The sequence below is a fragment of the Tateyamaria sp. genome, from assembly GCF_039945315.1.
Taxonomy (GTDB): Bacteria; Pseudomonadota; Alphaproteobacteria; order Rhodobacterales; family Rhodobacteraceae; genus Tateyamaria.
Map to the genome: position 1 here is coordinate 1 of NZ_JBDUXB010000011.1, position 20,204 is coordinate 20,204.

Annotated in this window: 20 protein-coding genes and 2 pseudogenes; 4 read left to right on the forward strand and 18 right to left on the reverse strand. The window is 51.1% G+C overall.

All coding sequences use genetic code 11. The annotated features are described in order from the left end of the window. The 6 genes from ABJD00_RS03805 to ABJD00_RS03830 all read right to left on the reverse strand — a co-directional run. A partial coding sequence (locus tag ABJD00_RS03805; RefSeq protein ID WP_413854385.1) for an IS6 family transposase occupies window positions 1-429 on the reverse strand: 429 nt, incomplete at its 3' end. Window positions 430-807: 378 nt separating this feature from the next. Further along, window positions 808-2,379, reverse strand: a complete 1,572-nt coding sequence (locus ABJD00_RS03810; protein ID WP_413849510.1) for a GMC family oxidoreductase — start codon at window positions 2,377-2,379, stop codon at window positions 808-810. Between the two features lie 14 nt (window positions 2,380-2,393). Further along, the gene (locus ABJD00_RS03815; protein WP_413849508.1) at window positions 2,394-2,918 is read right to left on the reverse strand and encodes a Twin-arginine translocation pathway signal; all 525 of its coding nucleotides are present in this window, start codon (window positions 2,916-2,918) and stop codon (window positions 2,394-2,396) included. A gap of 21 nt (window positions 2,919-2,939) precedes the next feature. Further along, window positions 2,940-3,335 carry a VOC family protein gene (locus ABJD00_RS03820; RefSeq protein ID WP_413849506.1) on the reverse strand — a complete coding sequence of 132 codons (396 nt, stop codon included), beginning with the start codon at window positions 3,333-3,335 and terminating at the stop codon, window positions 2,940-2,942. 111 nt (window positions 3,336-3,446) lie between these two features. Further along, the gene (locus ABJD00_RS03825; RefSeq protein ID WP_413849504.1) at window positions 3,447-3,740 is read right to left on the reverse strand and encodes a ribbon-helix-helix domain-containing protein; all 294 of its coding nucleotides are present in this window, start codon (window positions 3,738-3,740) and stop codon (window positions 3,447-3,449) included. Window positions 3,741-3,859: 119 nt separating this feature from the next. Further along, window positions 3,860-4,561 carry a tetratricopeptide repeat protein gene (locus tag ABJD00_RS03830; protein ID WP_413849502.1) on the reverse strand — a complete coding sequence of 234 codons (702 nt, stop codon included), beginning with the start codon at window positions 4,559-4,561 and terminating at the stop codon, window positions 3,860-3,862. Window positions 4,562-5,471: 910 nt separating this feature from the next. Here ABJD00_RS03830 and ABJD00_RS03835 point away from each other — a divergent pair. Next, the gene (locus tag ABJD00_RS03835; RefSeq protein ID WP_413849500.1) at window positions 5,472-5,798 is read left to right on the forward strand and encodes a c-type cytochrome; all 327 of its coding nucleotides are present in this window, start codon (window positions 5,472-5,474) and stop codon (window positions 5,796-5,798) included. Window positions 5,799-5,816: 18 nt separating this feature from the next. Further along, window positions 5,817-7,139, forward strand: a complete 1,323-nt coding sequence (locus ABJD00_RS03840; RefSeq protein ID WP_413849498.1) for a PQQ-dependent sugar dehydrogenase — start codon at window positions 5,817-5,819, stop codon at window positions 7,137-7,139. Window positions 7,140-7,258: 119 nt separating this feature from the next. On the opposite strand, the gene ABJD00_RS03845 is transcribed toward ABJD00_RS03840, so the two are convergent. From ABJD00_RS03845 to ABJD00_RS03860, 4 genes and pseudogenes are all read right to left on the reverse strand, one after another. Beyond that, complete coding sequence (locus tag ABJD00_RS03845) at window positions 7,259-7,666, reverse strand: surface-adhesin E family protein (RefSeq protein ID WP_413849496.1); 408 nt, start codon at window positions 7,664-7,666, stop codon at window positions 7,259-7,261. A gap of 227 nt (window positions 7,667-7,893) precedes the next feature. Further along, window positions 7,894-8,175, reverse strand: a pseudogene (locus tag ABJD00_RS03850) (integrase core domain-containing protein); the annotation flags it as partial. Window positions 8,176-8,362: 187 nt separating this feature from the next. Further along, window positions 8,363-9,577, reverse strand: a complete 1,215-nt coding sequence (locus ABJD00_RS03855; RefSeq protein ID WP_413849494.1) for an IS256 family transposase — start codon at window positions 9,575-9,577, stop codon at window positions 8,363-8,365. Between the two features lie 61 nt (window positions 9,578-9,638). After that, window positions 9,639-10,237: pseudogene (locus ABJD00_RS03860) on the reverse strand (IS481 family transposase); the annotation flags it as partial. 188 nt (window positions 10,238-10,425) lie between these two features. Between ABJD00_RS03860 and ABJD00_RS03865 the strand changes: the two are divergent. After that, entirely contained in the window at window positions 10,426-13,086 is a 2,661-nt protein-coding gene (locus ABJD00_RS03865; RefSeq protein ID WP_413849492.1) for an insulinase family protein, read from the forward strand. Here ABJD00_RS03865 and ABJD00_RS03870 read toward each other — a convergent pair. From ABJD00_RS03870 to pqqA, 8 genes are all read right to left on the reverse strand, one after another. After that, window positions 13,070-13,966 (reverse strand): alpha/beta fold hydrolase, encoded by an 897-nt coding sequence (locus tag ABJD00_RS03870; RefSeq protein WP_413849490.1) that lies wholly within the window; start codon window positions 13,964-13,966, stop codon window positions 13,070-13,072. The two genes, ABJD00_RS03865 and ABJD00_RS03870, sit on opposite strands and share 17 nt — an antisense overlap. A gap of 166 nt (window positions 13,967-14,132) precedes the next feature. Then, window positions 14,133-14,468 (reverse strand): c-type cytochrome, encoded by a 336-nt coding sequence (locus ABJD00_RS03875; protein WP_413849488.1) that lies wholly within the window; start codon window positions 14,466-14,468, stop codon window positions 14,133-14,135. A gap of 52 nt (window positions 14,469-14,520) precedes the next feature. Continuing rightward, window positions 14,521-15,759, reverse strand: coding sequence for a PQQ-dependent sugar dehydrogenase (locus ABJD00_RS03880; RefSeq protein ID WP_413849486.1), 1,239 nt, complete (start codon window positions 15,757-15,759; stop codon window positions 14,521-14,523). Between the two features lie 332 nt (window positions 15,760-16,091). Then, window positions 16,092-17,171: a pyrroloquinoline quinone biosynthesis protein PqqE gene (pqqE, locus tag ABJD00_RS03885; RefSeq protein ID WP_413849484.1), complete on the reverse strand. Its 1,080-nt coding sequence runs from the start codon at window positions 17,169-17,171 to the stop codon at window positions 16,092-16,094. Beyond that, window positions 17,164-17,442, reverse strand: coding sequence for a pyrroloquinoline quinone biosynthesis peptide chaperone PqqD (pqqD, locus tag ABJD00_RS03890; RefSeq protein WP_413849482.1), 279 nt, complete (start codon window positions 17,440-17,442; stop codon window positions 17,164-17,166). The genes pqqE and pqqD overlap by 8 nt, the downstream gene beginning before the upstream one ends. Then, on the reverse strand, window positions 17,439-18,182 hold the full coding sequence (gene pqqC, locus ABJD00_RS03895; RefSeq protein ID WP_413849480.1) for a pyrroloquinoline-quinone synthase PqqC: 744 nt from the start codon (window positions 18,180-18,182) through the stop codon (window positions 17,439-17,441). The genes pqqD and pqqC overlap by 4 nt, the downstream gene beginning before the upstream one ends. Further along, window positions 18,179-19,069, reverse strand: a complete 891-nt coding sequence (gene pqqB, locus ABJD00_RS03900) for a pyrroloquinoline quinone biosynthesis protein PqqB (RefSeq protein WP_413849478.1) — start codon at window positions 19,067-19,069, stop codon at window positions 18,179-18,181. Before pqqB ends, pqqC begins: the two co-directional genes overlap by 4 nt. A gap of 23 nt (window positions 19,070-19,092) precedes the next feature. Next, complete coding sequence (pqqA, locus tag ABJD00_RS03905) at window positions 19,093-19,206, reverse strand: pyrroloquinoline quinone precursor peptide PqqA (RefSeq protein WP_413854387.1); 114 nt, start codon at window positions 19,204-19,206, stop codon at window positions 19,093-19,095. 200 nt (window positions 19,207-19,406) lie between these two features. Between pqqA and ABJD00_RS03910 the strand changes: the two genes are divergently transcribed. Continuing rightward, window positions 19,407-20,087 carry a response regulator gene (locus ABJD00_RS03910; RefSeq protein WP_413849476.1) on the forward strand — a complete coding sequence of 227 codons (681 nt, stop codon included), beginning with the start codon at window positions 19,407-19,409 and terminating at the stop codon, window positions 20,085-20,087. The last annotated feature ends 117 nt before the right edge of the window (window positions 20,088-20,204 follow it).

Sequence of the window (20,204 nt, forward strand, 5' to 3'; positions counted from 1 at the left end):
TGCCAGACCGTCCGTCACGACCACGTCAGGACTGCCGTGCTTACGCATTGCTTTCTTTAAGAATTTCAACGCAGCCTTCTTATCACGTGCCTTCGTGACGAAGCTTTCCAGGATTTCGCCTTCATGATCGACAGCCCGCCAGAGATAGTGTTGTTCGCCGTTGATCTTCACGAACATCTCGTCCAGATGCCAGCGCCAGCGACTGGATTTCATACCTTCGATCCGGCGTTTACGGATCTCGGAAGCTAACATCGGCCCGAACCGATGCCACCAATATCTGACGGCTTCATGGCTGACATCAATGCCCCGTTCATGGAGCAAATCTTCAACATTGCGAAGGGACAGAGGGAAACGGACGTACATCATAACCGCCAGTCGGATAATCTCACGGCTCGTTTTGAAATAGCGAAACGGATCAAGATTGGTCATCCGGCGAGGTTACAAACCCGCCCTGCCCGCCTCAACCCGGTTTCCTCTGACAGTGCCGACCGCGGGAAACGGACGTACAGCATTACCGCCAGGCGGATGATCTCGGGGCTGGTTTTTGAAGTACTTGAATGAAGCGGGTTTGGTCATGTCCAAAGGCTGGGCACCCACCCTGACCTGCTCAAGCAAAGTTCTTCTGACAAGACCCTTGAATGGGTCAGATTTGGTCATGTTTCCAGGCTACGAAACCGCCCTACCCGTCTCAAGCTATTTTGATCTGACAGTGCCTCTTTTGGCACTTCGCGACGCGACAGAACGTTGTCGCTACCCAGATGGAACTTAAGGAAATGCCGGCATCAAAAGACGCCGGCATCATAATGTTTAGATATTTCCTTCACCCATTTCGCGGGCGATGTGGTCAGCCTGTCGGATAGCGAGTGCAACGATAGTCAAAGTCGGATTTTCTGCAGCACCTGTGGTGAACTGCGAGCCGTCTGAAATGAAGAGGTTTTCGATGTCATGGGTTTGGCCCCATTTGTTTACTACTCCATCTTCTGGCTTTTCTGACATACGGTTGGTGCCCAGATTATGAGTCGACGGATATGGTGGCGTTGGGAAGGTACGCGTTGCCCCAACAGCATCGTAAACCGCCTGGCCTTGTTTGTAGGCATGGTTGCGCATAGCGGCATCGTTGGGATGATCATCAAAATGCACGTTTACAACTGGCAACCCATGTTGATCTTTGACCTCTGTGTTGAGCGTCACCCGGTTGTCCGCTTGCGGCATGTCCTCACCCACAATCCACATACCCGCCATGTTTTCGTATTGATCCAGGGCTGATGTGAACTCACGCCCCCATGCTCCGGGATCAAGGAAGGCCGCCATGAAGGGAAGGCCCAGCGCCAACGTTTCCAGTTCGTATCCGCCCACGAATCCACGCGATGGGTCGTGATTGGATTCGTCCTGAATGATGCCCGCCATAGTCGTACCGCGCCACATCTTCACCGGCTTGTCGAACACTGCATAGACTGAGCCTGTCATGTGCCTCATATAGTTGCGACCTACTTGATCCGAGGAGTTTGCAAGCCCGTTCGGGAACATATCAGAAGCCGAATTTAGCAACAGGCGCGGGCTTTCAAACGAGTTACCCGCAACACAGACAATCCGGGCCTTCTGCATCTGCAAATTGCCGTCTTTATCAAAGTACTCAACGCCGGTGACCTTGCCAGCTTCATTGTGCAGAATGCGCGCAACGTGGCTGTGTGAGCGGACCTCAAGATTGCCAGTCGCCTCGCCCTCGGGGATGTCAACATAGCCAGCCGACCATTTTGCGCCCCATTTGCAGCCTTGGAAACAGAACCCCGTTTGCTGACACATGAGACGATCACGGTTCTCATCCGAGTTGATCGCCATGCGGCCCGTGTGGACTTGTTCGTAGCCCAGCTTCTTGGCCCCGGCTTCGAATACTTTGTAGTTGTTGTTGCCTGGCAGGCCGGGACGATCGCCCGTGCGAGTCACACCCAGCTTATCTTCCGCTTTGGTGTACCATGGCTCCATCTCAGCAGCATCAATAGGCCAGTCCAACAGGGTTGCGCCATCGACGTCCCCATAGGTCGTCCGCGCCTTCCACTCATGATCCTGAAAGCGTAAGCTCGCGCCCGCCCAGTGTTGGGTGGTTCCACCAACAGATTTTACAATCCATGCGGGCAGACCAGAAAAGTCCTTGGCCACGCGCCAATCGCCGCTGGTTGTGCGCGGGTCCAGCCAGGCAAGCTGACCAAAGCTATCCCATTCGTCATTAACGAAATCTTCGGGTAGATGGCGGCCACCCGCCTCTAACGCCACAACACTCACGCCTTTCTGCGCAAGTTCATTTGCCAGAACGCCGCCGCCTGCGCCAGTGCCAATAACGACGACAACGCTGTCATCAGAAAGTTCAAATGGAGCTGTCATTTGGTATCTCCTCCTTACAGCCAGTTGATGTCGTCAAAACCACGATCGATGTAGCCACCGAATTCGAATGAGGCGCCCTCATAGCCAAAAATCGGCCATACCGCCTTTTGGTTATAAAGCCCGGTCACCAGACCCCCGCGGATTTTCTGAAAGAACGCATCGTCTTCCATACCACGCAAAATATCGACTCGGTCACGCTCCCAGCCAGCCGCGAGATAGTTGTCATGGCCCGCAGCTTGCGCAGCGGCATTTAGCTTGGCGATGCCGTCTTCGACCGCGTCCGCAGACTCTTCGCTGTCGTAGCCTTTAACTGCAATTACGTAGTACTCATCATCCACTTGATCATGTGGATAGATATCGCGGGCCATCTGCACCAGCGTCGCCATCGTCTCCGATTTTAGCGCTGTCGTCTCCATGGCCCAGGCCGCATTCGGCGCGGCCAAAAAGCCCGCTCCGACAACAAAGGACGTCCCCGCTGCTGTCGCACGCGACAACAATTGGCGACGAGTCAGCCCCTTTTGGTTATTCGTGTTAGACATCACTATTTCCTCCCTTTGATGTCATTTGAATCGACCGCCCCGTTCCAGCACCTCGATCTGGTAACCGTCTGGGTCAGCCACAAAGAAAAAACGCGCGACGATTTCTCCGGCGGGCGCGAATTCTACAAGTTTTCTGGGGTTCAGGCTTGCCGCCTCGAAACGGGCATGTTCGGCGTCAAGGTTATCCACTGAAACCGCCAGGTGGCCATAGCCATTGCCAAGGTCATATGGCTCAGTCGTACTTTTGTTGATCGTCAACTCCAGCTCAAACTCAGCCTCAGCATTGCTGAGATACACCAGAGTGAAATCTGGGAAATCCAGCCGGTCCGCCACCTTCAGTCCGAAAGCGGTGTCGTAGAATTGAACAGATCTCGCCTCATCGAAGACGCGGATCATAGAGTGGATTTGTTTCGCCACCATGTCCTCCTATTGTCCCTGAACTTGGGTTTCAGGTTACAGAAGCACTGGCAGTGGCTGGGTAGTATGTCTCTACTACCTTACTAGTTTTTTCATTTGGCAGATTGAACCTTACTCGGCGGCGATGGTGGCTGAGTCGTCTTGTTGAGAAATTTCCATGAATTTCAAACAGGCACATCTCAGAAGAGAGGTAAAATTAGCGGGTTCGCCGCGCCGCTCCAGAACTTCTGCGTGGAGAGTGGAGATGAAGAAGGGGGTCGTCACACCGTCTCGCAGGGCGATATCATCCAAAGTTGCCCAGAACGCATTCTCGAGTCGGATCGAAGTGCTTTGCCCATTCAGACGCAGACGTCGGGTCGTGCTAGTGTACCGTTCGGGATCTTGCCCTGCAAAGACCTCACACATACTGTTCCCCCCAAAGTATCCACATAGGATGGGTTGTATTCATTATACTAAATACGCCTTGGAGTCTAGAATATCCGAAATACTGACAGTCATCTGCTACCCAAGGTTCATATGCACCATTAATCGCAATGACGATAGTTGCTACGCACACACTTGTTGGCTCGACGACCAGCATCGACCACTTGCTCCTTGGACATCACCTTCAGCAACCATTCGCGTCTTTTGCTGACATTTCCTGATCCGTTTGCTGAAATTATTTCATACCACATCAATGCCGATGTGAAGTCGGGTCGAGAAACTGCACCGTCCATGTAGATCAAAGCCAATTGCCCTTGTGAGTAAACATGGCCCTGTTTTGCTGCGAGAAAATACCATCGTTTAGCTTCTGCAGCATCCTGAGGAACGCCCTTCCCCAACTGAAAAAGTTTTGCGAGGTTCGCCTGCGCGTCTGCTAGTCCTTGTTCAGCAGCAAGAAAGTACCAGCGAGCAGCCTGCTCATTGCTTTCCGGAACTCCTTCGCCTTGTTCGTACATTGTTCCGAGCCGGTATTGCGATTTCGCATACCCTTGCCCTGCAGCGAGATTAAAAAACCTCACCGCTTCAGCATAGTTCCGCAAGCCGGCTTCCCCATCAAAATGCATGCATGCTATCCTGTGTTGGGCTCTTTTTTCACCCATCACTGCTAACAATTGCCATTCCTCGAAGGCTGCGACGTGATTTCCTGCATTGTAGGCTTCTAGCCCAGTTTCAAAATTTTGGGCGTGTGCACCAGAAGAAATCAACAAAATTGCTATCAGTCCCATAGGGAAAAGTCGTGTCATCTGTCCGCCTCCCAACACCTAACTGATTAACTAGGAGACAAATAGAGGCCGGCAAGGAGAAGGCGGAGGTAGCGGTGGAAAGTAACTAACCCGTTTCTGTCAGACAACCTTGAAGCGGTCCTTTTTGCAAACACATCAACCCTGAAGGCGGCTGAGCAACCAAAAATTAGGACGGGCCGCGATGCCTTTGCCAGCACTGCTGTGGTCGCCTGATATGACAACAAGGCAGTCGTAGACGCGCTCGAACAGCGTTTTTGGCAGGTCGAGATAGCGGCCTCGCAGACGCTGTAGAAGTGGTTGTTTGGGCATTATTAGAGTAAAATCGCCTAGGGCGGGCAGAGCGGTTTGCTGCCAGTACAGATGACTTAACGATTCGCTTTTGGCAATTCAAAACCAGAACTGAGATCATCCGCTTAGCAGTTATCATGTATGTCCAGTGGCCGCCATGGCAGCAGAACTTGAAACATCTCCTGCATGAGTCGAGCATCTATGTCAGTCACGAAACTATCCGGGATTGGTGGAACAAATTTCGTCCAATGTTCGCGGCAAAATTCGAAAAAACAGAGTCAGTCAATTGCGATGTTACTCAGACTGGTAGTGGTATCTGGAGCAGTTTTTTGTGAATAACTACGGCGAGACTCACTGAGTATGGCAGGCCGCAGACAAGTAAGGTGGGTTGTTGAGATTCTACGTGCCAAAACGTCGAGACCAGAACACTTCTTTGATATTATTCAGTAAATCAATGACACGATACAATCACCTACATATTTGCTACGGATAGCTGCACCATCTCGTCTGGTGTGTGGTCGGCTATACAAATGATTTCCTTACGACCAAGGTCTACGTATGAAAAAATCGAGAACATGCAATAGTTTCCGCCTGGCGGGGCTGCATATCCGAGGTGGAAGTTTTGTATAGAACACCAAACGCTATTCTTGTTTTTCTTGTGTTAACCTTACCCAATTATGGTTTTGGCGCTGACAAGTCAGTGGGCGAAGCACGGTACAACGAGTCTTGCGTTAACTGCCACGGGCAGGCTGGAAAAGGCGCAGCCAGTTACCCAAAGGTTTCTGGCAACGATGTTGAGTACACGATGGAAAAATTGAAAGCCTACAGAGAAGGCATCAAACAGGGACCAAACTCGTCCCTTATGATTATGATGGCAAAGCCATTGACCGATGAGGAAATCGTAAACTTGGCTGCGTATTTGGAAGACGCGACGTACGGAACAAAATAACGAAGTAGGGAGGAAGAAATGACGACGAAGATGAGAACGGTCCTTTTGGGAGCCATGGCCAGTGCCATGGTTTTTGGGCTGTCGCTTGCTGCTCAAGCAGACGGTCACGAAGGCATGGACGTGCCAAAAATCACCCCAACGGTTGTAATAGAAGGGCTCGAAAACCCTTGGGACATGGCCTTCCTGCCAGATGGCACCATGTTCTTCACCGAAAAGTGCAAAGGTCTTTCGGTTAGAACAACTGACGGGAACGTACATGCTTTGTACGGAATGAAAGACAGCACTGGCTATTCCGACAGTGGAGATGACCTTTTCTGCGAGGGGCAAGCTGGAATGCTTGGCGTGGTAGCAGATAGAGACTTTTCCGAAAACAGAACGATTGCTGTCTACTCGACGTCGAATAAGTACCATGGCGATGGCTGTAAGACCAACTTTGAAAAATGCGATGGTAACATCGTCATGACGTTCAAGGTTAGTGATGACCTAACGAGCGTGTCTGACCGGACCGACATCGTGACAGACATCCAGTATAAGCCGTTCGAGTCAGATCAACCCTTTGGCGGGCCTGGTGCTCACAACGGTGGTCGAATTCGCATTGGACCTGGTGGTTACCTCTGGGTTGCGGGTGGTGATCGCCACCGTGGGATTTGTCCTCAGGATGGAACACTTCTGTGTGGGAAAGTTCTGCGGGTTGACATGAACGGAAATGCACATCCAGACAACAATCCTCCCGAGGGCTTTGACAAGCGCATTTACACCTACGGGCACAGAAACGTTCAAGGCATCGATTTCCGGCCAAGCGATGGCAAAGCCTTTACGGCTGAGCATGGCCCTTGGCACAACGACGAGATCACCGCTCTCGTGAATGGCGGAAACGCTGGCTGGGACCCTGCCGAAAACACAGGTGGGCGTGGCGATTGTCCTGATAAGTACTGTGGATATGAGCCAAATCAGCTGGACGGGATGGATCCGGCAGTGCGCGCTGCATACACTCCAATGAGTGATACTCGGTTCGACGATTTGATGCCTCCTTCCTGGAACAATAATGGTTACTCACAGGGAACTGGCTCCGCCGCTTTCCTGAAAGGTAGCAATTGGGGTATCTACGAGGGTCATATGGCAGTTGGTATCATGGGTATCGGATTTGGTGATACACCACCCGGTTCACGGATCGACATGATTAGCCTGACACCGGATGGTCTGGGCATCAACGGTATCATACGGATGCCTCTTGGTTTTTCGCAGCGGTTCCGTGGATTGGTTATGGGTCCGGACAACGCTCTGTACGTAGCTACAGACGCCGGAGAAATTTACCAGGTCACAGCTGAAAGCATGCGATAAGTCTGCACACTTGAGATGAATTCTTAAGGGAGGTTCCCGCAATATCCAAGTATTGCGGGAATTTTTTTGTCCAGTGTAAAACGTTTCTCGCTCAAAGCACTGAGCATATAAGTTCACTGTCAATCACACACAATTTCAGCGAGGCGCGCGGACATTGAACCATCCTTGATCTGGCGGTTAGGTGTTTCATTTTTGTTAGTTTTCATGGCTGCTCGTTCCCAGTTCTTGTCCGTGAAAAATGTGCTCTGCAAAGTCTTCTCAGTTCGCTTGGAGCAGTCAATTTCCAGCAGGGTTAGAAGACTGGCCGCTCCCATTACGGACGTTTTGTACTGAACTCCACTCCAAACATGTCGCAAAGCATCAACCTTTTCCACGCGTGACGGATCAAAAAAATACACGTCGCCATTTCCTTTTTGGGCGTACATAATCCATTTGCGCTCCCCAGCACTCGCGGCTGCGGCGTAGTTCGTACCGACGCTCGATACCGCGGAAAGGAGCAAAAATGCCGCTAAATTAGTTCTTTTCATGAGAGATAGTCTTCGCCAATTTGCCATACTTCGCCAGAAAAATCTTTTGGTTTTCCGACGAAACCAGCGCACCCCGTTCCGGAAAATTAGATTTCGCTGCAACTAAATGCTTCTAGTTTAAGTCAAACGAAACCCCTACTGTAGTTGCGAATCACGCAATTCATTTAACCAATAAATTCATCAAAATTGGAGAACATCGGACTGCAAGGTACTGTGAAAGGGATCGACTAGGTGTTCAGTCCCGGCATCTGGTGGATAGGGTTTAAGGTGAATCGATCTGGCTCAGAAGTCCAGATTTTTCAGATGTATTCGTAAGGCGTGAGACCGCTGAGTGTTTTGAGGCGACGCGCGCAATTGTAGGCGTTGAGGAAATCTCTGAGGTGCGTGCGGAGTTGGTTGTGGCTGTCGTAGTGATAGCGTTTGACAGTCGCGTCCTTGATGGTTCGGTTCATGCGCTCGACCTGTCCGTTTGTCCAAGGATGGTTTGGCTTGGTCAGGCGATGCTCAACTCCATTTGCCTCGCAAATCATATCGAACCGCATTGGCCGTGAGTATGCAGTGTTCCGGTTGGGCGGTTGCTCACAGAACTGGATGCCGTTGTCCGTTAGGATTGTGTGGATCTCATAGGGCACGGCTTCCAGCACGGGAGTATCCAAAACTCTGTGTATGAGGTTTAGCCCATGCGAGTTTGACGGCTCATTTATTGAACCGTTCTGAGTATAGGATAGCGAACTGGTTTCGGGCAGCAACCCATTCTCTGACGCACCGACCAGCCTTCTCGAAGGTTCGGATCGCTAAATAGATCAGCTTTGTCGCGGCATCATCGGTTGGGAAGCTGCCACGTGTTTTGGTGGTTTTTCGGATTACGCGGTTCAAACTCTCAATCGCATTTGTCGTGTAGATGATTTTGCGCACTGCTGGTGGAAAGGCAAAGAACGGGATGACCTCCTGCCAGGCCCGCCGCCAGCTTGGGGCGATTGATGGATATTTCTGGCCCCATTCGGCCTCAAAATCCGCAAGCGCTTTCTCGGCCTCGACATCATCAGTGGCCTGATAAATGCGTTTTAGGTCCTTGGCGACGACCTTGCGATCTTTCCAGCCGCAGAAGTTCAGGGAATGGCGTACCAGATGTACGATACAGGTTTGCACGGTGGTGTCGGGAAAGGCCGCATTGATGGCATCTTGGAAGCCCTTTAGCCCGTCAACGACGGCGATGAGGATGTCTTCGACCCCGCGATTGCGCAGATTGTTCATCACTGAGAGCCAGAATTTGGCTCCTTCATTGGCGGCGATCCACAGGCCCAGAACCTCGCGTTCGCCCTCGGCATTGACGCCCAGGGCCACGTAAACCGCCTTGTTTTTGACCTGACGGCTTTCTGCGTCGCGGATTTTGACCCGGAGAGCGTCGAGGAAAACAATGGGGTACATCGGCTCCAGAGCGCGGTTCTGCCAGTCAGATACCTCCTCCAGAACGGCATCTGTGACGCGGCTGACAAGATCAGCAGACACTTTCAGCCCGTAAACCTCTTCTAGGTGGGAGCGGATGTCGCGGGTCGATAAACCCGCCGCATACAAACCAATGATTTTGTCATCCATCCCATCAATCCGGGTCTGGACCTTCTTGATCAGTACCGGCTCAAAACTGCCGTCACGGTCGCGGGGCACATCAATCGGCAGCGCACCATTATTGCCCTTCAGCGTCTTGCGCGACGTGCCATTGCGCCGGTTACTTTGCTGGTTCGTGGGTTGGGTGTCCGGCTCATAGCCCAAATTCTCAGTCAGTTCCGCGCCCAGCATCCTTTCCATCAAGCGAACCTTGAGCTCCTTCATCAAGCCCTGATCGCCCAGCAAATCGTCCGCATTCTCAACGCCGCTCAACAGCTCGTCTAAAACATCCCTGGAAATCGTCATTGTCGTCATGCTCCTTCACTTTGGAAGCATGGCCCAAATCACTCATACACAGAAGGTCGGACACTCTCTCCAGCACAGCCTCTAAGAACTCCCAAGCCGTTTTGCGATTTGCCTTGTCCACGAGTTGCGCGACAGCAAACTTGCTGGTTCGGTCAATGACCACAAAGAGATACAGCTTGCCTTCGTTCGTCCGAAGCTCGGCTATATCGATATGAAAATAGCCTATAGGATAGCGCTTGAACTTTTGCCGTTTGGGCTTGTCGCCCTCCATATCTGGCAATCGGGATACACCATGCCGTTGCAAACAGCGATGCAAGGCAGACCGCGTCAGATGTGGGATCGTTGGCTGCAAAGCATAAAGGCAATCATCCAGCGGCAGCAACGTATGACGCCGGAAAGCTACGACCATCGCTTCCTCATCCGTGCTCAGAACTATGGAACTCGGTTCAGTCGGACCGGTCTTGCGATCTTCCAAAGTTTCGCGCTTGCGCCATTTGGCAACCGTTTTGACATTGATCCCAAGTTCCCGGCTCAACGCCGCGTTCGTAGCTTGCGCTTCTCGGGACATTGCTGCGCAATACCCTGCCAGCCAATGGATCGCTGTATTGCAGCTCTGACGGCGTGCGTGGTCGTGGCGCTCCCATGACGTACTTGTCCCATAATACTTCCTTCCATTCCAAAGAACAGATCGCACCATCAAACCATGGGATCAAACACCTAGGCGAGTGGAAGGGCGTATATATTTTTCTGCGATAACCAATCATAGTATTTTTCATAGTTTTGAGAAATAAGCGTTTTGTGGCATACTGTTGAGACAAATTTGGGATGAGTAAGGAAACCAGCGCAACGTGCATGAAAGCTTCGAAATCATTGATGCCCGGTTTGTGCAAAATATTAACGGCAACGCAGTAAATTTTCTCCATAAAGCAACTGGTGCTGAAGTTCTTACTGTGCGCACGGACGATACTGAGTTGGTATTTGGCATCATGGTCGAGACCCTGCCTGATAGCTCCAACGGCATTGCACATGTGCTCGAACATCTCATCTTCCGAGGGTCAAAAAAGTACCCAACGACAAACCTATATACGGCCTTGCTACAGGGAACTCTGCTTACCGGCTTGAACGCGTCAACAACCGCTGACAGTACACTTTTCCATGTGTCGTCTGGTCACCCTGACGACCTTGCCAATCTGATCGATATCTTGCTGAACACCGTTTTCGACCCACTTCTCTTGGTCGACGATATCCTCGAGGAACGCGACATCGTGGTCAACGAGATGATAGGTCATCAGGCCGCTTCACAAACTCGGATACTTGAGGAACTCCGGCAAAGCCTGTTGCCACACACCGTCTATTCTTTGGACTACGGCGGTGCACCCGATATGATCGAGACGCTGACACCTCAACAGTTACGTGATTTTCATGCGGCAAACTATCGCTCAGATCGGACAAAGCTCTTTCTTTGGGGGGACATAGACGTCCACGCCTACCTTTCGCAGCTGGACGATCTGCTCAGGTTAGGCGGAACAAGTGATCATACCGGCATTCATTCTTCTAATTCACTACCTGAGTTCATAGACATCCCATGGTCTGTCAGTAGTGCAGTTGGCAGTGAACAGATGGTAGGACTGGGATGGGCTTTTGAATTAGAAAACTCCGACCTTTGGAGAGCACTGTCTATCGATCTGGTCGCAGAACCAGGCGGTCAGTTAAAGCGGGCACTGTTAGATAGAGGATTAAGTCTTATCGGCCCGGGTTATTCTGCTGAGACACCCGTTGGGACCTTTGAGATAGCTGTAATGGGCGACACGTTGAATACGGGGCCTCCTGCAATATCATTGACCCAGCAACTGTTTGAACAGTTCGCCGAAAACGACATTCCATTTGAGCGAATGACGCTCGCTGTTGATCGACTGGAGCTACAGTTGCGCAATTTAGGTCGGAGCAGCCCAGCGCCGCAAGGCCTGCGCGCATTGAACATGATACGAAGCCAATGGCTCAATGGTGCAAATCCACTAGTACTGCTCGACGTCAGTGAGCGGATGTTTGGCGTGCGTGAGGCTTTAAAAACCAACCCACGTTCCTTTCAGCAGCTTGTAGCGAGCGACCTTTTGGACAACCCACACCGCATTCTACTGTTTGCGGAACCTAAGGCAGTGAGGAGCTTGACTACGCCAAGTAAAACCCGGGTCAGACCTATACTTGACCCCAGAAAACGATCGTCTCCAACAAATTTACCTTCTTTGAACTACAACAGCATGCAATTTCAGGTCAACAATATCGATACTGAGATTGCTGATGGGGTCATCAATATTCACAGGGTTAAACCAGAGCTGTGCCGCGCGGAGTTAGCTGTTTCACTCGACGGATTGGACGAGGATGAGATGGAATTGGTTCCGCTCCTTGCCTCGCTTTTGACGAGGGCAAACAAAGCTCAGAACATTGAAATTTCTGTACATTGTCAAACCGCCTTGGAGTTGGGCACCTCAGGCACTAACTGGATGTTTCTCAGTGGAAAATCGCTGCCGTCAGCGCCGGAATATCTGTTGGCGCAGATGCATGATATCATCCATCTATCGGGATTTGACAAAAACCAAGTACACGAGCGTATCAAAGCTGGAATCACGTCTTTGAATGCGAAAATTGCCTCAGCCGGACACATTTACTGCGAAAAAAGGCTGCACGCATTAAGCGGTTCCGACGGTTCCTGCAATGAGCGTCTTAATGGGATTTCACAAACGCGATTTTTGAAAAGTCTGCTGGAACACGCACCAGATCAAGTACACCTCGCTCTGGCGCGGCTAAAAGAACGTCTAATACAGAATTCTGGCCTCCACTTGGCGATCAGTGGCATAGAACCTGCTACCGCAACTAGATTTTTTACACCTCGGCACATGTCAGGCCAGAAAATTGCAAAGATACCTGATATCGAACTACCTTTGAAAGAAGGAATACCCACGACTGCTTCCAACTTTACTCTTGGCCAGGCCGTAACAATGGGTGCACCTGCCTCTAGCCAAGTCATAGCACGAATGTTGGAGACCGGATGGCTATGGGAAAGCATTCGTGTCGCCGGGGGCGCCTACTCAACGCGCGTTCGGTACAACTTGAACGACGGGTTACTGGCCTTGATTTCAATTCGTGATCCGAATTCATTGACTACTCTGGATCGCTTTCAACAAGCTCCGATTTGGTTGGAACATAACGCCAGCAGTGCCTTCATAAATCAGTGCATTCAAGCAACTGTGAGCAACCTAGCCAGAGCCGAACGCCCTGACGATATTGTTGGTGTTGCCCTGCAGCGCCATCTGAAGGGCGAGACAGATGAAATGCGGAAAGGTGCCCTAGACGAAATATGCTCTGTCACGCCGCGTGCGGTAAATCACGCGAGTCAGAAAATGGCAGACTGTCTGCCAGATGCGAGAACTGTCGTGCTAGGCGCCAAGGACAAGCTTTGTGTATCGCTCAGGGAGCGCCCGGGTGCTTTTGAACTCAGGCCTGATAGCTAAGTTCCAAGATACTATCTCGAACTGCTTCAAACACAGCAGCATGCCCAAGTGAATGACCGGCACCCTCTATCAAAAGAAGTCTTGATCCCGGCCAAGCCGCAACCAAAGAGCTTGCCGTTTTTGGCGGACACAGCAAGTCATACCGCGCATGAATAACAATACCCGGAATACCGGCAAGACCAGTTGCACCGCTCAGCAATTCATCAGGTTTTAAGAAACAATCGTTTAGAAAGTAATGCGCCTCCATAAATGCTGTGGCGGCCAAGGGACCGTCCCACTTCGGACTAGGCGCGACCAATTCAGACATCGCACGCTCGGCGACACTGAACGTCCGGGCTGCTGTCGTATATACCTTCGGATCAGGATCAAGGATACGACACCAAAGCGATTTGAGGCCGTCTGGCATTTCATGTAATAGTTTCGAATACAGGTTGGGATGAAAACTCTCAAGCGCAGTACAAAATGCCCATTTCAGCTCAGCCTCTGTACCAAGAAAAGTCGCGCGTAAAATCATGCCTGTGACCCTTGCTGGATGAGAAATGGCGTATGCTAACCCAAGGGTTGCGCCCCAAGAGCCACCAATCACTAACCAGTGATCAATACATAGATGCGAACGTACGGCCTCAAGGTCGTCAATTAGATGCTTGGTTGTATTTGCATGGCGTTCAGCATGTGGAAGACTTCGACCTGCACCACGTTGATCCACAAAAATAGCATAGTTGATTTCGGGATCAAACAATGCTTGCTGTGAAGCGTTGCACCCACTTCCTGGCCCTCCATGTAGAAACAAAGCTGGAACACCATTTGGTGAACCCTTGGTCTCGACCCAAATCTTATGTCCGTCACTAACCTCGAGATGGAATCCATGCTGGCTGTGCATAATGTTTCCCTGACACCAAGATTGCTTTTAGTCTGCGCTATAACGCGTCTTTGCTTCCAGCGTTTTTTGTTCCCACTGAGAGCGGTTTGAAGGAACAATCAAGCACCGTAGCCAATTGGTGTGTATCTCAGCTATTGGGTTTTGAAATGAAGTATTAAGGGCGATTTTATTCCGGCTCAGTCACTGTTATCATTATTGATTCAAACCATGCAGACAAATCTTTGATTTCATCATCACTTAGGTTTTTTGCAAGCAAAGTCATTCGTCGATCCTGACGTTCACCAGAGCGATAATCCTTAAGGCTTTTCTCTAAATACAGCGACGACTGGCCAGCCAGATTCGGAACTTCCGGGTCGCCGCGCGCGACTCCCAGTTTGCCATGACAAACAGAGCATTGCCGAGCTAGTTTTCGCCCGTTTTCAGGGTCAGCTGCATGAGCCGTGACCGCTGTCACAAAAAGAACAGACAGCACGGTCAAGCAGATTTTGGTCAAGTGGTTCATAGTGGGTTCCTTTAAAGCGCCCGGTTGCAAAAACGACCGGGCGCCCAAGTTCTTATTGCGAATATGTGATGCGGTAGATTGCGTTGGCAAAATCGTCCGACACGAGGATTGAGCCATCTTTCATCATTGCAACATCGACAGGGCGTCCGTCGTACTCGCCGTTTTCGTCCAACCAGCCTTCTGCGAACGGTTCGGTCGTCGCGTTACCTTCATCATCAATGAAGGTGACCATGACCCTTGCGCCGACTGCTTCAGTGCGGTTCCATGACCCATGCTGAGCTGAGAAAATCGCATTCTTATACTTAGCAGGGAACATCTTACCAGTGTAGAATGACATGCCCAAATCGGCAGCATGTGCGACTGTCTCAACTGCGGGATGAACGACCTCCACAGGAACTTCCTGACCAGCATATTCGTTCGTGCGAACCGTTCCGCCGCCAAACCATGGGTGCCCAAAATGCTGCCCCATCTCAGTCTGACGGTTGATCTCGCCTGGAGGAATATCATCGCCCATTCCGTCAACCTGGTTGTCAGTCCACCAAAGCTCTCCAGTCTCAGGATGGAAGTCATGACCAACCGAATTTCGCACACCATAGGTGTAGACTTCCCGTCCAGTTCCATCACGGTTCATTCGAATAATGCCGCCAATGCCGGTCTCATTGTAAAGTGCTAGCTTCTCCTCGGGTGCCACGTTGAAGGGCTGGCCGAGCGAAATGTAGAGTTTGTTGTCAGGACCCAATTTTACCACACGTGCCGTGTGGTTGTAGCTTTCCTCCTCCACAGGGATGAGCGTTCCCTGAGGCACAATTGGAACAGCCACAACGTCGGGGCTCTCGTGAAAGAACTCTGCTGCAGGGTACATCATCACACGGTTACGCTCTGCGATGAACAAGAAGCCATCTTTCGAAAAAGCAACGCCATTGGGCACGTCAAACTCAAGAGAAGGTGCAAAATCCTTCACTTCATCAGCAACCTTGTTGCGGTCACGGTCCATGACTGCCCACACTTTGTTTTTCTTAGTCCCAACAAACAGAACGGTTCCTTGCGGTGCCATTGCCATGTGACGCGCATCCGGAACAAGCGCGTACAGTTCAATGTTAAACCCATCGGGAAGCTCGATACCCTCCAGTACACTGCGAATTGAGTCTGCGGCCGAACCAGTCTGATCCACGTAAACGTGATCTTTAGTTCCGGTAACTTTGAAAGCCCCGAGTTTTTCAAGGTTTGATTGCGCTAAAGCAGGGGCCCCGATTAAGATACAGGCTGCTGCGCAGTTTAAGAGTTTTTTCATTTTTTCCTCCCAGAAAATTAGCTTTTATGAGCACATTTTTCCCATCGAACATTGCCAAGCATTCGGGTTTTGCTCGATCCTTCGCTCATTATTCGATATGCTAACGCACCCTGCGTTCAACACAACCAACACCAAAGGAGTATAGATTTTCAGATTTTCTTGAGACAACAAACTTGCACTTCTGCCACCAAATCCCTGGGATGCTGGTACGGAACAGCTTGCCTTCAAGTATGCTGATCTGCGATTTTCTCGACGAAAAATGACCTTCCCGCACAGGCGTCTTATCTTGCCGCCGAGGAACAAAGCATTTGGCTAATTGTAGCTTGCAAGCATCATACTCTTACACGGTAGACAAATGGCTCTTCTGAAACCGGCGCTTCCAGAAGAGCATCAACTGCTGCCCTACCCGGCGATTTTCGACACACTGGATCGGTCGCTGACGCATCGCCCAAAACCGCCATCGCCTGACAACGACAACCCGCAAAGTCTATGTCTCGCCGCTCACAAGTCTGGCACAATGCCGGCATCCATTCAGTTCCTCGAAACGCATTGAAAGCGGCATCTTCATACCAGATCTGCGTTAGGGACTGATCATTCACATTCGCAAATGTCAGACTAGGGATAGACTCTGCTGCGTGACACGGCAGCACGTTGCCATCAGGCGTAATATTGAGACCGGTCGATCCCCACCCGCCCATGCAAGCTTTGGGGAAATCTGCGAACCAGTCTGGAGCCACAAAGTCGATAACGATCCGCCCCTTCATTCGATCACGTTCGCCATCGACAGTTGCTTTTGCCGCACGTACTTGTTCATCTGTAGGCTGCAGTTGACCCCGGTTTGCTTCAGCCCAGCCATGAAACTGAACACAAGCGACTTCTACACGGCGAGCTCCAAGGCGCTCTGCCAAAGCAATGGTGGCGGGCAAATCGTCAAGGTTGTGCCGATGCATAACAGCGTTGAGCGTCAGAGGGAAACCCACGGCCGCGATGCGTTCGGCCACATGCATCTTGCGATCAAAACCGCCTTTGTACCCACCGATGCGATCTGCAAGCTCCGCGGTGATGCCTTGGAGAGAGAGCTGTATATGATCCAGGCCTGCTGCGTCGAGTTGCGAAAGTTTATCTTCAGTAAGGCCGATACCGGACGTAATCAGATTTGTATAAAGTCCTGCTTCCCTAGCAGCTACAACCAGCTCAACTAAATCGCGCCGTGAGGCTGGTTCACCGCCCGAAAGATGTATCTGCAAAACCCCAAGGTCCGCAGATTCGCGAAACACACGACCCCAAGTCTCGGTATCCAGCTCTGCACTGCGCTTTGTTAACTCGAGCGGGTTTGAGCAGTATGGGCAAGCAAGCGGACAAACATGCGTCAGTTCCGCCAGCATGGCTATGGGCGGGGCAGGTTTAGTCACATCGGGCCTCAAGCAATCGCTTGTTTGCAAGGTCCGTCAACAGAGCAAGTGTGTCCGTCGCAATCTGATCTAATGGCGCGGCATAGGTTTCAGCCAGGTTTTTACAGATCGCGTCAACGCTCCGTTCCCCATCAAGCTGCGCAAGGATGATGTTCGAAATGTCATCTAGGATAAGTGCGCGTTCGGGGCCAAGGAGTACATTTGTCCCGCGCACTTTGTCGTAGTGAAGCCGCACGCCGCGCGGAAGGAATGGAACATCGTTGCCAGTCACGCAAGACCCTCGCCGGGCATCCATGCGCCCAGAGGAATACGGCCCGGGTCGACATATGCAGAGTTGAGCGCGTCAAGCTGCGCCCACAGAACTTCGGTCTTAAATATTAAGGCCGCCGCTGCTGAATCCTGCCCCTCTATGGTAACTGCATTGTCCAACACCCACTCCAACCCGAATGCGACGTCGCGTGGCGCTTCGCTCAACCTATGCTGAAAATAGCTTATGGTTTCTTCATTTGCGAAATTGTAATTTTTCAACAGTCCTGCAATACGATCTTTGTGTATTTTTGGGGCGAATAACTCCGTCAGCGATGATGCCACCGCAGGCAACAAGGGCTCTTCCCTTACAAACCGGACATATGCGTCAACCGCGAAACGCGTCGCAGGAAGGATGCCAACTCCTGAACGTACATATTCGGGGTCAAGACCCACTCCAGCCGCGAGCTTGAGCCACCGCTCAATCCCACCCGTGCCCTCAGTTGTTCCGTCATGATCTTCTATGCGATGACGCCAAGTCCGACGTAACCGATGATCATCAACGCGCGACAGGAATGCAGCGTCCTTCATCGGTATGCGCGATTGGTAATAGTACCGGTTGACAACCCAAGCGCGGACTTGATCGACAGTGCAGCCGCCGGAATGCAATAGATGATGAAACGGATGCTTGTCATGATAACGTTCATCTCCAATGGCGTGCAAACGCTGTTTGAATTCTTCGCGGGATTGAGGGGCAGCGCTCACAGAACAATCTCCATGCCATCGTATGCTATCGACCAACCTGCGTCTTTTAGCGCACGACGTTCTGGCGACTTCGGGTTCCATATCGGGTTGGTGTTGTTAATGTGAATGTATGTTTTGGCTGGCCCTTGAACATCAGCCAATTGTGCTAACGATCCATCGTCTCCACTTATTGGTATGTGTCCCATACGACGTCCTGTCTTTATCCCAGTAGAGGTAGTTTTCATCTCGTCATTCTGCCAAACAGTTCCGTCGAACAGAAGCTGATCGCTTGAAGCAAACCTCTCTTTGATCGTTTTTGTTAACATCGCGCAGCCAGGAACGTACTGCATCGTTTTACCATTCGCTTTGACTTCCAATCCAATCGTATTTTCACTGATCAGTGCGGTATCAACGTCACCCTTCTCTTGATACAGAGGCACTTTGCCCGGTACATTGTAAGGGGTAATACTCAGACCTTCTGCTGGCTCAAAGGTCTTGCCAATGCGCATTTTCTTTTGCACGACGTGATCGGGGTCTAACACTCCGAACACTGCGTTTTCCGAAAGAACGCCAAGAATCTCCCCTGTCGCATACACGTCGAAAGCGGTCTTTTCTCGCAAAATCAACAGGCCTGCAATGTGATCAATGTCGCCGTTGGTTAGGACCACTGCTGAGACAGGCGTGCCGCGGATCGCTCCGGGATACAGAGGCTCGGCTGCAAGAAGCTGTGTTCGGATGTCAGGAGACGCGTTAAGAACCACCCAAGATTCGCCGTCCGCTGATACAGCGACCGACGACTGCGATTGCGGCTCGATATCGCCAGAACGCGCCGAAACGCAGTTTGGGCAACCACAATTCCATTGCGGAAGCCCTCCCCCTGCTGCTGCGCCCAAAATCAGGACGCGCATAGAATTATCCTCGTAAGCTTTGTTCAGCTCTGATCTTCAGAGGATACATACATGTTGATTTCCATTCCGCAGGAAATCTCTTTTGCCTTCGGTGCAGTCCAAGCCATTGTTCTCTCTCCACTAATTGCTGCACTCATACGAAAATGATGCGTGCTGACCTCACGTTAGGAGGTCAATTCCTAACATGCAAATAAGACATTAGTAGTAAATGCCGCCCGACCCTCAAAAAATGTGCCAATTGATAGAGCTCAGCCAAATTTTTTGGCGTCTCAAGTGCCAGATATATGAGACCTTTGGATACACGACAAACGCGCGATGTTACGTTAGGTTTTGTCTCATGGGCCAAAACGACAACATCACAAATGACTCTGGAACCCGTGTCCGAAAAATTCTGATAGTCGACGACCATCCGTTGTTTTGTGATGCTCTGACTATGACATTGCAAGTCATTCTGCCACAACTGGAAGAAGTTTTTCAGGCGGCTCGATTTAGCTCGGCACTGCACCTTGCCAGCACGTTGAAACCGGATGTTGTTCTACTGGATCTGAACCTCCCGGACGTTGAAGGCCTAGGCGGGCTGGCAAAACTTCTGAAAATCCAACCACAAACGCCTGTGATTGTGATTTCGAGCGTGACCGACAACCGAATAATCCGAAGCTGCATGCGTAGTGGCGCGAAAGGTTTTGTGCCAAAGCATTCAGATAAAGAAACTTTTCAAGCCGCTTTCAACTTGGTGATTGCCGGAGGGCATTTTTTCCCTGAGAGCTATGTGGAACCAGCAGCTTCGAGCGATGTTGACGATATCACGGAGCGCCTTACTTCTTTGACCAACAAACAGGCACACATCCTCGAGCTGATCTGCAAAGGCCGTATGAACAAACAAATCGCTTTTGAACTTTCGATTGCCGAAACTACCGTTAAAGCGCATGTGACCGCCATAATGCGCAAGTTGGGAGTTCAAAGCCGCACACAAGCAGTTCTCATCGCTCAGGAAGCTAGCTTGTCAAACCTCTTGTAAAACAATGAGCCGCTGGTTCAGTATGAGCCCGGAAGGAGGGTGCAGAAATTTCAATTGTTGAGTCCAATCAAACGACTGATCGTGCAGAAAAAATATCGGGTGTACCGCTGCGGGCAC

Excerpts from the sequence above, each read along its gene's own strand:
- ABJD00_RS03880 (WP_413849486.1), bottom strand. The coding sequence starts at position 15,759 with ATGAAAAAACTCTTAAACTGCGCAGCAGCCTGTATCTTAATCGGGGCC.
- ABJD00_RS03810 (WP_413849510.1), bottom strand. The coding sequence starts at position 2,379 with ATGACAGCTCCATTTGAACTTTCTGATGACAGCGTTGTCGTCGTTATT.
- ABJD00_RS03845 (WP_413849496.1), bottom strand. The coding sequence starts at position 7,666 with ATGAAAAGAACTAATTTAGCGGCATTTTTGCTCCTTTCCGCGGTATCG.
- ABJD00_RS03840 (WP_413849498.1), top strand. The coding sequence starts at position 5,817 with ATGACGACGAAGATGAGAACGGTCCTTTTGGGAGCCATGGCCAGTGCC.
- ABJD00_RS03815 (WP_413849508.1), bottom strand. The coding sequence starts at position 2,918 with ATGTCTAACACGAATAACCAAAAGGGGCTGACTCGTCGCCAATTGTTG.
- ABJD00_RS03870 (WP_413849490.1), bottom strand. The coding sequence starts at position 13,966 with ATGCACAGCCAGCATGGATTCCATCTCGAGGTTAGTGACGGACATAAG.
- ABJD00_RS03825 (WP_413849504.1), bottom strand. The coding sequence starts at position 3,740 with ATGTGTGAGGTCTTTGCAGGGCAAGATCCCGAACGGTACACTAGCACG.
- pqqA (WP_413854387.1), bottom strand. The coding sequence starts at position 19,206 with ATGAGTGCAGCAATTAGTGGAGAGAGAACAATGGCTTGGACTGCACCG.
- ABJD00_RS03875 (WP_413849488.1), bottom strand. The coding sequence starts at position 14,468 with ATGAACCACTTGACCAAAATCTGCTTGACCGTGCTGTCTGTTCTTTTT.
- ABJD00_RS03830 (WP_413849502.1), bottom strand. The coding sequence starts at position 4,561 with ATGACACGACTTTTCCCTATGGGACTGATAGCAATTTTGTTGATTTCT.
- pqqB (WP_413849478.1), bottom strand. The coding sequence starts at position 19,069 with ATGCGCGTCCTGATTTTGGGCGCAGCAGCAGGGGGAGGGCTTCCGCAA.
- ABJD00_RS03855 (WP_413849494.1), bottom strand. The coding sequence starts at position 9,577 with ATGACGATTTCCAGGGATGTTTTAGACGAGCTGTTGAGCGGCGTTGAG.
- ABJD00_RS03910 (WP_413849476.1), top strand. The coding sequence starts at position 19,407 with ATGGGCCAAAACGACAACATCACAAATGACTCTGGAACCCGTGTCCGA.